This window comes from Azospirillum sp. P4_B5 (genome assembly GCF_056402275.1).
In genome coordinates this window covers 1-10,608 of record NZ_JBFUHT010000087.1, presented here as the reverse complement: position 1 = coordinate 10,608, position 10,608 = coordinate 1, and the positions used below count along the sequence as shown (strand labels likewise).

At 63.0% G+C, this 10,608-nt stretch carries 11 protein-coding genes; 5 read left to right on the top strand and 6 right to left on the bottom strand.

Annotated elements, in window-relative coordinates:
* Nucleotides 1–410 precede the first annotated feature (410 nt).
* From AC1DVI_RS31460 to AC1DVI_RS31435, 6 genes are all read right to left on the bottom strand, one after another.
* A complete protein-coding gene (locus tag AC1DVI_RS31460; RefSeq protein ID WP_035682684.1) occupies nt 411–605 on the bottom strand; it encodes a hypothetical protein in 195 nt (64 codons plus the stop codon).
* A gap of 487 nt (nt 606–1,092) precedes the next feature.
* A complete protein-coding gene (uxuA, locus tag AC1DVI_RS31455; protein WP_476961326.1) occupies nt 1,093–2,289 on the bottom strand; it encodes a mannonate dehydratase in 1,197 nt (398 codons plus the stop codon).
* Nucleotides 2,290–2,360: 71 nt separating this feature from the next.
* On the bottom strand, nt 2,361–3,845 hold the full coding sequence (locus AC1DVI_RS31450) for a mannitol dehydrogenase family protein (protein ID WP_476961325.1): 1,485 nt from the start codon (nt 3,843–3,845) through the stop codon (nt 2,361–2,363).
* Between the two features lie 21 nt (nt 3,846–3,866).
* Nucleotides 3,867–4,562 carry a GntR family transcriptional regulator gene (locus AC1DVI_RS31445; RefSeq protein WP_247889691.1) on the bottom strand — a complete coding sequence of 232 codons (696 nt, stop codon included), beginning with the start codon at nt 4,560–4,562 and terminating at the stop codon, nt 3,867–3,869.
* Nucleotides 4,563–4,998: 436 nt separating this feature from the next.
* On the bottom strand, nt 4,999–6,315 hold the full coding sequence (locus AC1DVI_RS31440) for an AIPR family protein (protein ID WP_476961324.1): 1,317 nt from the start codon (nt 6,313–6,315) through the stop codon (nt 4,999–5,001).
* 96 nt (nt 6,316–6,411) lie between these two features.
* Entirely contained in the window at nt 6,412–6,726 is a 315-nt protein-coding gene (locus AC1DVI_RS31435; protein WP_476961323.1) for a hypothetical protein, read from the bottom strand.
* Nucleotides 6,727–7,116: 390 nt separating this feature from the next.
* Between AC1DVI_RS31435 and AC1DVI_RS31430 the strand changes: the two genes are divergently transcribed.
* From AC1DVI_RS31430 to AC1DVI_RS31410, 5 genes are all read left to right on the top strand, one after another.
* Nucleotides 7,117–7,941 carry a GntR family transcriptional regulator gene (locus AC1DVI_RS31430; RefSeq protein WP_476961322.1) on the top strand — a complete coding sequence of 275 codons (825 nt, stop codon included), beginning with the start codon at nt 7,117–7,119 and terminating at the stop codon, nt 7,939–7,941.
* Nucleotides 7,938–8,696, top strand: a complete 759-nt coding sequence (gene kduD, locus AC1DVI_RS31425; protein WP_476961321.1) for a 2-dehydro-3-deoxy-D-gluconate 5-dehydrogenase KduD — start codon at nt 7,938–7,940, stop codon at nt 8,694–8,696. The genes AC1DVI_RS31430 and kduD overlap by 4 nt, the downstream gene beginning before the upstream one ends.
* A gap of 33 nt (nt 8,697–8,729) precedes the next feature.
* A complete protein-coding gene (locus AC1DVI_RS31420) occupies nt 8,730–9,065 on the top strand; it encodes a cupin domain-containing protein (protein WP_014199982.1) in 336 nt (111 codons plus the stop codon).
* A gap of 118 nt (nt 9,066–9,183) precedes the next feature.
* The gene (locus AC1DVI_RS31415; protein WP_145629720.1) at nt 9,184–10,173 is read left to right on the top strand and encodes a TRAP transporter substrate-binding protein; all 990 of its coding nucleotides are present in this window, start codon (nt 9,184–9,186) and stop codon (nt 10,171–10,173) included.
* A gap of 73 nt (nt 10,174–10,246) precedes the next feature.
* Nucleotides 10,247–10,608 (top strand): TRAP transporter small permease (locus AC1DVI_RS31410; RefSeq protein WP_476961320.1); only part of this gene is annotated, 362 nt, incomplete at its 3' end.

Here is a 10,608-nt window from a genome sequence, read left to right as displayed (position 1 = left end):
CGTCTCTTACTGCTTGACCGAGATGCTCAAGCGACCCGCGATGCCAGTCCCTTCCGGAACCGGTCCGCGGCCAACGGCCAAAACCGCCGCCTGCGCATCCCTTCTCACAACACGGTATCAACGATATCCAAGATCCCGCGATCCTCATCAAGGACCGCTGCCCGTCCCGCGCTGCGCCACCGGAGTCCGGTGCGGCGCGTCGGGGCGACTTATCTAGAAGCTTCGACTTGTTCTGTCAAGCCTTTGTTTTCACACCAGCTGACTTTACTTCGTCTCGTCTTCTATTCCCTTGCCGCCGTCGCGCTTCTCAGCGGCCCCGGCGTCGTGGGAGCCGGGTTATAGGCGGGTCGGCCAAACCCGGCAAGAGCTTTTTTCCATCGACCGGCATTTTTTCTGAAAACGGCTTTGGATCAGGCGCGGAGGGGAACGGCCCGCCGGCGATCGGACGACTGGGGCGCGAAACCATCGCGCAGAAAGCGTTCGAGTTCGATCTCCTGGGCGCTCTTCGGCACCTGATCGATCGGACGAACATCGCAGCGCCCGTTCGCAGCGACCACGCGAAGAAGCATGGCGGCGGCGTATCGCGGATTCTGACGGTTGCTCATCCCAGTCGCTTCCCTTCTCGTCAGGGTGCGGGCACCCGAAGGGCCGACACCACAACCCTGATTTTAATTGATTGTGATGTTTTTGCCATAGCTTTTCGCGCCTTCCCCGAAAGAAAGTTGTGAAGGCAGTAACCAATGGAAATAGCTGGGAAATCTTGCCAAAGGGTGGGCTTGAAGGGTGTGAGAAAAAGAAGACGGGGTGCTTTCAGGCCACTTTCCCTAGCATTTTATTCGAATGCGAACGGCAATCCGGGGCCCCTGCCCTTCCGGATGCCGGCGCCAGGTCCAGCATGACACCGTCTGGACACGCGACAAGAGCGCGCAGGGTGATCGGGACATCGGCCAATACGAACGCCGAACAGGGCGACCGGCCGCGACTCCTTCGTTCGCGCCGGTGAAGAGGGGAAGCGCCATGCCACAGCGCTTCTCCCTCCATCACCAGACGGTCGGGCTCGACGTGTCGGACCCGATCAAACGTGCCGACCGATCAGACCGGGAGCTGGCGCATCGAGGCCACGGCGGTCATCACGCCGCGGATTTCCGCCAGACCGCGCAGGCGCCCGATCGCCGGATAACCGGGGTGGGTCTTCTTGCCCACATCGTCCAGCAGCTCGTGCCCGTGGTCGGGACGGAAGGGAATGCGCCAGTTCGGGTTGCCGGCGTCCTTGCGGCGCTTCTGCTCCTCCAGCAGCGTGGTGACGACCGACACCATGTCGACGTCGCCGCCCAGATGCTCGGCTTCCTGGAAGGAGCCGTCGGGGTCCTTCTTCACGTTGCGCAGATGGGCGAAGGTGACCTTTGGGGCGAAGCGCTTGATCATCGCCGGCACGTCGTTCTTCGCCCCGGCGCCGAGCGAGCCGGTGCAGAAGGTGATGCCGTTGGCCTCCGAATCGATGACGTTGACGATGAAGTCCAGGTCGTCCTCGTTGCTGACGATGCGCGGCAGGCCCATCAGCGGACGCGGCGGGTCGTCGGGATGGATGCACATGCGGATGCCCACCTCTTCCGCGGTCGGGATCACCTCGCGCAGGAAATTGGCCAGCGTCTCGCGCAGCGCGCCGTGGCTCATGTCCTTGTAGCGGTCGAGCATCTTGCGCAGGCCCGGGATGTCGTAGCGGTCGAAGGCGCCCGGCAGGCCGGCCATGATGTTGGCGAGAAGCTTCTTCTTGTCGTCCTCCGACGCCTTGTCGAACCAGGCGCGGGCGCGGGCCAGCACCTCCGGCGCATGATCGTCCTCGGCGCCCGGACGCTCCAGCATGAAGACGTCGAAGGCGGCGTGCTCATGGGCGTTGAAGCGCAGCGAGGTGCCGCCGCCCGGCACCGGCGCGGCGAGGTCGGTGCGGGTCCAGTCGAGGATCGGCATGAAGTTGTAGCAGACCGTCGTCACCCCGCAGGCCGCGAGGTTGCGCAGCGACTGGCGGTAGTTGTCGAACAGCGGGGTCAGGTCGCCCTCGCCGATCTTGATGGACTCATGGATCGGCAGGCTTTCCACCACGCTCCAGCGCAGGCCCAGCGAGGGGTCGGCGGCGATCATCGCCTTGCGCTCCTCGATCTCCTCGACCGACCAGACCACACCGTAGGGGATCTGGTGCAGGGCGGTGACGATGCCGGTGGCGCCGGTCTGACGGATGTGGTTGAGCCGGATCACATCGTCCGGTCCGAACCAACGCCAAGTCTGTTCCATGGTCTGCTCCTTGAAAAAGAGTGCTGTGCCGAGTCCGGCATGTCTCGATGGGATTTGCAGGTTGGGGCGCCTCAGCCCGCCGCCTCCGCCGCGACCGACTGCACGACGGCGCGGGCGCCCTCGGCGTAGAGCCGGCGCAACGCGGCGGTCACGGCGGCGGTGAAGCGCGGGTCGCGCGGCAGGTCGTCACCGAAGACGGCGCTCAGCCCGAACAGGGCGGTCGCCAGACGGTCGGCGTCCGGCCCCGCCTCCGCCGCCAGCTCGGCGAGCTTGGCGGCCATGGGGTCGCGCACGTCGATGGGGCGGCCGGCCTCGTCGGTGCCGGAGACGTAGCGCATCCAGCCCGCCACCCCCAGCGCCAGCCGGTCGATCGGCGCTCCGGCGGCCAGCCGGTCGCGGATGGTGCCGAGCAGCCGCTGCGGCAGCTTCTGCGTGCCGTCCATGGCGATCTGCCAAGTGCGGTGGCGCAGGGCGGGATTGCGGAAGCGCTCGATCAGCGCGTCCTTGTAATGGCCGAGGTCTGCGCCCGGCGGCATGTGCAGCGTCGGACCGGCCTCCTCGTCCATCAGGCCGCGGATCAGCCGGGCGAAGGCCGGATCGGCCATGGTGTCCGACACCGTCTCGTAGCCGGCGAGATAGCCGAGATAGGCGAGCGTGGAGTGGCTGCCGTTCAGCAGGCGCAGCTTCATCGTCTCATAGGGGTGAACGTCGGGGACCAGTTCCGCCCCCTCCAGCTCCCAGGCCGGGCGCCCGGTGGGGAAGCGGTCCTCGATCACCCACTGGCTGAACGGCTCGGTCACCACCGGCCAGGAGTCGCGCAGGCCCAGCCCGTCCGACACGCGGTCGCGGTCGGCGTCGGTGGTGGCCGGCACGATGCGGTCGACCATGCTGTTCGGGCAGGCGACGTTCCCGGCGAACCAGGTCCCCAGAGCGGGGTCGCGCAGCTCGGCGTAGCGGCGCAGCAGGCCCGCCGCGGTGTCGCCGTTGCTCGGCAGGTTGTCGCAGCTCAGCACCGTGAAGGGCTCCACTCCGGCGGCGCGGCGGCGGATCAGAGCCTCCACAAGGAAGCCGGGCACGCTGCGCGGGCTTTCCGGGTTGGCGAGGTCGTGGACGATGTCCGGATGGGCCTCGTTCAGCGCGCCGGTCGCCGGGTCGTGGCAATAGCCCTTCTCGGTGACGGTCAGGGTGACGATGCGGACGGAGGGGCGGGTCAGGAGGTCCAGCACCGCGGCGGGGTCCTCCGGAGCGACCAGCAGTTCGGTGACCGAGCCGATCACCCGCAGCCGCTCGCCGGCGGCGTCGCGCACGGCGACGGTGTAGAGGCCGCCTTGCGGCTCCAGCGCGTCGCGCGTGTCGGGGCTGCGCAGGCTGACCCCGGCGATGCCCCAAGGACCGAAGGACCGGGCCAGGGCGTCGTCGGTGTAGACCGCCTGATGGGCGCGATGGAAGGCGCCGATGCCCAGATGGACGATTCCGGTGGTCAGCGCGGCACGGTCATAGCCGGGACGCTGCGCGCCATGGCGCAGCGAGGGCAGCGTGTCGGGGCTCAGGCGCATGGAATACTCCGCATAAGGGCTTTACGTCTCGAAGAAGTGGCTGTTGGTTCGGGCGATCTCGTCCACCGCCGCGAAGACGGTGCGCAGATGGGCGCGCATGGCCTCCTCCGCCCCATCGGGGTCGCGGGCGGCGACGCGGTCCACGATGCTCTGGTGCTCGCCGACGATCTTGGCCGCCCAGCCTTCGCTGTGCAGCGACAGGAAACGCACGCGGTCGAGCTGCGCCTTGACGGCGACCAGCAGGTCCCACACCGCCGGACGCCCGGCGATGCGGGCCAGCTCGGCGTGGGTGGCCTCGTCCAGGGCGAAGAACTCGGAATGGCGGTCGGGGGACATCACCGCGCGGTGCGAGTCGAGAAGCCGGGTGAGCGAGGCGACGTCCGCCGCCTCCGCCCGCTCGGCGGCCAGACGCACGGTCCGGCATTCCAGGGTCTCGCGGATGAACTGGCTGTCGGACACCGCGCCGAGCTGGATCGGCGCCACGAAGGTCCCGACCTGCGGCACGATGCGCAGGAACCCCTCGTCGGCCAGCCGGCGGAAGGCCTCGCGCACCGGGGTGCGGCTGACGCCGTAGCGGGCGGCCACGCGGGTTTCCGAAATCCCCTCGCCGGGGCGGATCTCCCCCGACAGCACGGCGGCGCGCAGGGCGTCGTAGACCCCATGCAGGCGAGGGCCGCGGATGTCGGTGGGGGCGGATGAGGTCGGCGAGTCGGTCATGGCGTCCATCGCGGCAACTTGCATACTAGTATGCCATTGCGGACGGAGGCTGGCAAGGGGGTGGTGGGGCGCTGCGGGGATGAACGTTGTGAAGTTTGGATGCCAGAACTCGTTGACACCTTCAGTCATACGAAAATTGAGTACCTCTCCGGAAAAAATTTCTGGGCGAAGCGGCGGAGCTCAAGTCAGTAGATAAAAGCACGAATGAAGATTGTGGAGGCGCAGAGATACGATCCGCAGTTAGGAACTGACCTGAAGCGGGCCTATCCAAGATTGTAAACTGAATGCACTGAGACGGATGTCGCCTAGCAGCTAGCGCCCCCGCATGCAGAGACCGGAGTGCCACTTGCCATGGGAAGTGGCGGTATTCTTCTAGTAAATCACGCGAAGATGATCCCTGTTCATGGTCTAGCTATTCCATTTCTACTTTCTAGAATTAAGTTGTCGACACCCTAGCTGGAATTGAAGCTCCGCATTTTCTCATTATCTGATCGGTAAATGGCTGCGTCCTGATGTTATCTCGATGATAGTTGCCAGCCGCCACTTCTGCCACTGCGTCGGCAGCCCTCTTGAAGAGATCCTCGGAGCTAGCATTGTCCCACAGCAATTGCATTATCGCATTGCAGTACCTATCCATATCATGAGAGTTCATTCTTGGCAGAGCAGCAGGATTAGATAGAATTCTTACCGCAAGAAGCACATGAAAGCGCGCAGGCTTTAGCTTTGTGTCCACAATACCTTTGAAATATGTTTCAAGTCTATAGAGCGCAAATGCTGCCACATAGTATGGTTCCAGCCTATGACCCTCGACAAACATATCTCGACCAATTCGTTCTTTCAGAGATTTATAGCTTCTTGTTGTCTGATGAGGTATTTCTAAAAACATTGATGCGACGGCACGCACAAGATTTCCATGCGTAGTAATCTTGGAATTTTGCAATTGCAGATGTGCGTATTGCCGTGAGCGCCGTTCATAATATAGTTTTCTCTGATCTTGAAACGTCTGAAAGTATGATTCTAGTTTTTCAGCAAATTCTGTAAGAGCAAAAAACTGCTCTTCATCCACTTTCGTTTGCCGGTTTGTTGCTCTCACAATTGAATTTATCACACTATCATCTGATGTCGCAATCAGACGCAAAGGTATAGAAACGCTATCATTAATTGATCCGCGCTGATCAAACAGCACATGACTAGTTTGGCAACCATTAACTACCTGAAAATCTTCAATCTGGAGTTTGTCACCTCTCAGTTTTCTCATTGATCGCGCAATTATAGTTACACCATTGTTCATGACGACAAATCGTGTCTTTTCATGAGACTGAAGCGTGTTCCGTATTTCGGAGTTTACGTCATTGTAATCCTGCCAGTCTCGAACATTATCATAAAATATACTATGAATTATATTATCGTCATCATCTTTAACGATGGACATGAATTCGGAAAACGGCACATACCCAAGATACGCCTCTGTTACCCCATCTATTTCCGGCAGCAGCGTACGATTTGCAAATATAAATTCCTTAGAAACCTTGTTTTTTGTCTGCCTATAGAGATTCTGTACGCCAGACGCCCCAATGCAGGAAAACTCTATCTTTCGAAATATTTGTAGAGCGCGCAAATCATCTTCGACAGCAACTCGCCTTGCTTCAAGGTTGACGTCGCCAGCCCACGTGCCCGTTGTAATGTAGTAAAGGTAGCAATCGGGGTTCCCCGGCTTAAAACGAGACCCGTAGCGGCGATAAAGCATATCCATGGTTTCTGCCGCATTAGAAATCATTTCATTCCGAACAAGTTGCGGCTCTGAAGCAAAAAAGTCCTTTACCCCAAATCCAAAATTACCAATCTTTGCTTAATCAAAATATGAACTACGTTTTGCTTGAACAAATATAAATGTTACATCGAAATTTCCGCTTAAATCGGCATGTTCTTCAAGTATTTCAACATCATTGATTATTGAGCCGTTTACAAGTATGGCAAGCCCATCAATGGATGTGTCGCCGCCAGATCCAGTTATAATGTCAGTGGTTTCGAACGCCTCACCATTATAATGGCGACGAATAGAAAGGTATGATGCAAAATGCTCGAATTGCCTGTCCTGTGCGAGTCTTTCGAGAGCGTGCTCCCGCACAAATTCTTCGAGGAACGATTGCGTTATGCGGTCCATGAACATGCCCCCATTACCATCGTAACGTATACGACGAGGAGCATGCCCTTTCTGTCACTCGCGGTCAAATAGGTGCCTCCAGTTAAAGCTTCGATGGATAAGCGAATTAAGTGCTATTTATGAGGTCACCGGTAGCCGCCCTGGAGCATAGCGGACAGACCGCTCTCCCATTCATCCACAGCATTCTGAATCTCTCGCCACGCTCAACAATCACCCATTACCCCACATCCGCAAAACCCCCCGCCCTCCCCGACCCCCCCCAGAAAAATGTTCGCCCCTTCCTCAAAATCAGGCTTGCGCGCCACGCTGATATATTAATATGCTCTCCCTCAAGGAACAGCACGGACCGGCCCCGCATGGGGCACGGGCCGGCACATGGGGAGGACTGCAATGGCTTCGACCTCCAGGCGCGCCCTGGACGCTCAACCGCCCGGAACCGCTCCGGGGACCGTGCCCGGCAAGGCGCTTGGAACCGCGAAGGAACCGCGCCTGTCCGCCCGCGCCACGGCCACCGCGGAGATCTACCGGTCGCTGCGCGGGGACATCGTGGCCATGCGGCGCAAGCCGGGGGAGCCCATTGTGGAGAAGCACGTCGCGGAGTCCTTCGGCGTCAGCCGCACCCCGGTGCGTGAGGCCCTGCTGCGGCTGGCCGACGACGGGCTGGTCGAAATCTTCCCGCAGTCCGGCACCTTCGTCGCCCGCATCCCGGTCAACGCCCTTCCCGAAGCGGTGGTGATCCGCACCTCGCTGGAATGCACCGCGGTCCGCTACGCCGCCGTCCGTGCCGCGCGCAGTCAGATCGCAGCGCTGCGGGCCAACATCCTGCTCCAGCAGGAGACGATGGCGGCGGGCGATCTCGATGGCTTCCACGAGGCCGACGAGGCGTTCCACAGCCTGATTTCCGAGATCGCCGGCTTCCCCGGCCTGTGGAACATGGCGCAGCAGGTGAAGGTGCAGGTGGACCGCTACCGCCGCCTGACCCTGCCGGAGCCCGGCCGCATCCCGCATGTCCTGGCCGAGCACGGCGGCATCGTGGACGCCATCGCGGCCCGCGACCCGGCCGAGGCGGAGCGGCTGATGACGATCCATCTCGGCGCTCTGCTGGAATCGGTCCCGAACACCCAGGGGGCCAACCCCTTCTTCTTCTCCGGCGCGCAGCCGGACGACTCGTCGAAGACCCCGTCCAAGACGAAGACAGAAAGCACCCCGTCATGACCAACCCCTTCGACCTCTCCGGCAAGACCGCCCTGGTCACCGGGGCCAACGGCGGCATCGGGCAGGCCATCGCGGTCGCCCTGGCGCGGGCCGGCGCCGACATCGCCGTGGCCGGGCGCACCCCGCCGGACGAGACGCGCGCGCTGGTCGAGGGGCTGGGCCGCCGCTTCGCCGCCATCCCCGCCGACCTGTCGAGCATCGCTCCGATCCCCGCGCTGATGGAGGAAACGGTCGGCACGCTCGGCGGGCTGGACATCCTGGTCAACAACGCCGGGCTGATCCGCCGCGACGACCCGCTGGACTTCACCGAGGCCGACTGGGACGCCGTTCTGGACGTGAACCTGAAGTCGGTCTTCTTCCTCTGCCAAGCCTTCGGGCGCTACGCGTTGGGCAACGGGCGGAAGGGCAAGATCATCAACATCGCCTCCATGCTGTCCTTCCAGGGCGGCGTCCGCGTGCCCTCCTACGCGGCGTCGAAGAGCGGCATCGCCGGGATCACCCGGCTGCTCGCCAACGAATGGGCGGGCAAGGGCATCAACGTGAACGCCATCGCGCCGGGCTACGTCGCGACCAGCGTCACCACCGCGCTGCGCGCCGACGAGCGCCGCAACGCCGAAATTCTGGCCCGCATCCCCGCCGGACGCTGGAGCGAGCCCGCCGACATGGGCGGACCCGCGGTGTTCCTGGCCTCCGATGCGTCCGATTACGTCCACGGCACGATCCTGCCGGTGGATGGCGGCTGGCTCGCCCGCTGATGGGCCACCTGCGAAAGTAAGGGGAAGATGAGAATGAGCACGGACGTTTTCGTGATCGACGAGGCGGTGGACTGGCAGGATCTGGGCGCCGGGGTGCGTCGCAAGATCCTCGGCCACAACGACGCCATGATGATGGTGCGCGTGGAGTTCGAGACCGGCGCCATCGGGCCGCAGCACCGCCACCCGCACGTCCAATGCGCCGTGGTCGAGAAGGGCGCCTTCGACGTCACCATCGAGGGCGTCACCCGGCGGCTGGGCACCGGCGACGGCTACATGGTGCCGTCCAACGCCCTGCACGGCGTCGTGGCGCTGGAGCCGGGCGTCCTGCTCGACATTTTCACGCCCCCGCGCGAGGACTTCCTCGCCTGACGACATCACCTGTTGCCCGGCGCGCGGGAACACGCGCCGGGCGGCTCCCGGACCCAACCGTCCAAACCAAAGAACCAGCCTAAAAACCGCTGTCTAAGAATCGCCAGGAGGACACGCTATGCATCTTTCGACCCGCGGTATCCGCGCCGCCCTTCTCGCCGCCTGCGCGGCCTGCACCCTGCTCGCCACCCCGGTCGTGGCCCGCGATTTCCGCTCCGCGGACATCCATCCGGCCGACTACCCGACCGTCGAGGCCGTGAAGTACGTCGACAAGCTCCTGAAGGAGCGGACCGGCGGCAAGCTCGGCGTGAAGGTCTACCCGAACGGCGCGCTCGGCACCGAGAAGGACACCATCGAGCAGCTGAAGATCGGCGGGCTCGACATGATGCGCATCAACGTCGCGCCGCTGAACAACGTCGTCCCGGAGACGATGGTCACGGCCCTGCCCTTCATCTTCCGCTCCACCGAGCACATGCGCGCCGTTCTGGACGGCCCGATCGGCGACGAGATTCTCGCCGCCATGGAAAGCCAGGGCATGGTCGGCCTGGCCTTCTACGACAGCGGCTCGCGCAGCATGTATTCGGCCGCCAAGCCCTACAAGACGCTGGCCGACATGAAGGGCGCCAAGATCCGCGTCCAGCAGTCCGATCTGTTCGTCGCCATGATCCAGGCGCTGGGCGCCAACGCCACGCCGATGCCCTTCGGCGAGGTTTACACCGCGCTGAAGACCGGCATCGTCGACGCGGCGGAGAACAACTACCCGTCCTACGAGTCCTCGCGCCATTTCGAGGCGGCCAAGTACTTCACCCTGACCGAGCACGCGATGGCACCGGAAGTTCTGGTCTTCTCCAAGGTCTCGTGGGACCGCCTGTCCAAGGACGACCAGGCCGCCATCCGCAAGGCCGCCAAGGACTCCGTCCCCTACATGCGCAAGCTGTGGGACGAGCGTGAGTTGAAGTCCAAGGACGTCGTGGTGAAGGCCGGCGCCCAGATCGTCGAGGTCACGAACAAGCAGGAGTTCATCGACGCGATGGCTCCCGTCTACAAGCAGTTCGCGAGCACGCCGAAGCTGGACGGCCTCGTCAAGCGCATCCAGGACACGAAGTAAGCACAGTCGAACGCGGCGCTTCCCTTCGGCAGACCGAAGGGCGGCGCCGCGTCCTTTGAGGGGAGCAGGCGGCATGGAAATCGAGCTGCAAGCAATGGACCATAGCCCTCCGCGCAGCGCGGGCCTGCTCACGCGGGTGAACGCGCGTCTGGCGCGGTCGGGGATGTGCGTGGCGATGGTCGGCCTGATGGCCATCGTCTGTGTGGTGTTCTATCAGGTCTTCGGCCGCTACGTGCTGAACGACTCGCCGACCTGGGCGGAGAGCCTGGCCATCGTGCTGGTCCTCTACGTCACCCTCATCGGCGCCGCCGTCGGCGTCCGCGACGCCGGCCACATCGGCCTCGAATCCTTCCTCGTCATGCTGCCCGACGTCGTCCGCCGCAAGGTCGAGATCGTCATCTACGCCCTCGTCGGCGTCTTCGGCGCCTGCATGGC

Bases quoted from the DNA above. Each gene is read 5' to 3' on its own strand.
- AC1DVI_RS31460 (WP_035682684.1), bottom strand. From the start codon at position 605: ATGAGCAACCGTCAGAATCCGCGATACGCCGCCGCCATGCTTCTTCGC.
- uxuA (WP_476961326.1), bottom strand. From the start codon at position 2,289: ATGGAACAGACTTGGCGTTGGTTCGGACCGGACGATGTGATCCGGCTC.
- AC1DVI_RS31450 (WP_476961325.1), bottom strand. From the start codon at position 3,845: ATGCGCCTGAGCCCCGACACGCTGCCCTCGCTGCGCCATGGCGCGCAG.
- AC1DVI_RS31445 (WP_247889691.1), bottom strand. From the start codon at position 4,562: ATGACCGACTCGCCGACCTCATCCGCCCCCACCGACATCCGCGGCCCT.
- AC1DVI_RS31440 (WP_476961324.1), bottom strand. From the start codon at position 6,315: ATGGATATGCTTTATCGCCGCTACGGGTCTCGTTTTAAGCCGGGGAAC.
- AC1DVI_RS31435 (WP_476961323.1), bottom strand. From the start codon at position 6,726: ATGGACCGCATAACGCAATCGTTCCTCGAAGAATTTGTGCGGGAGCAC.
- AC1DVI_RS31430 (WP_476961322.1), top strand. From the start codon at position 7,117: ATGGCTTCGACCTCCAGGCGCGCCCTGGACGCTCAACCGCCCGGAACC.
- kduD (WP_476961321.1), top strand. From the start codon at position 7,938: ATGACCAACCCCTTCGACCTCTCCGGCAAGACCGCCCTGGTCACCGGG.
- AC1DVI_RS31420 (WP_014199982.1), top strand. From the start codon at position 8,730: ATGAGCACGGACGTTTTCGTGATCGACGAGGCGGTGGACTGGCAGGAT.
- AC1DVI_RS31415 (WP_145629720.1), top strand. From the start codon at position 9,184: ATGCATCTTTCGACCCGCGGTATCCGCGCCGCCCTTCTCGCCGCCTGC.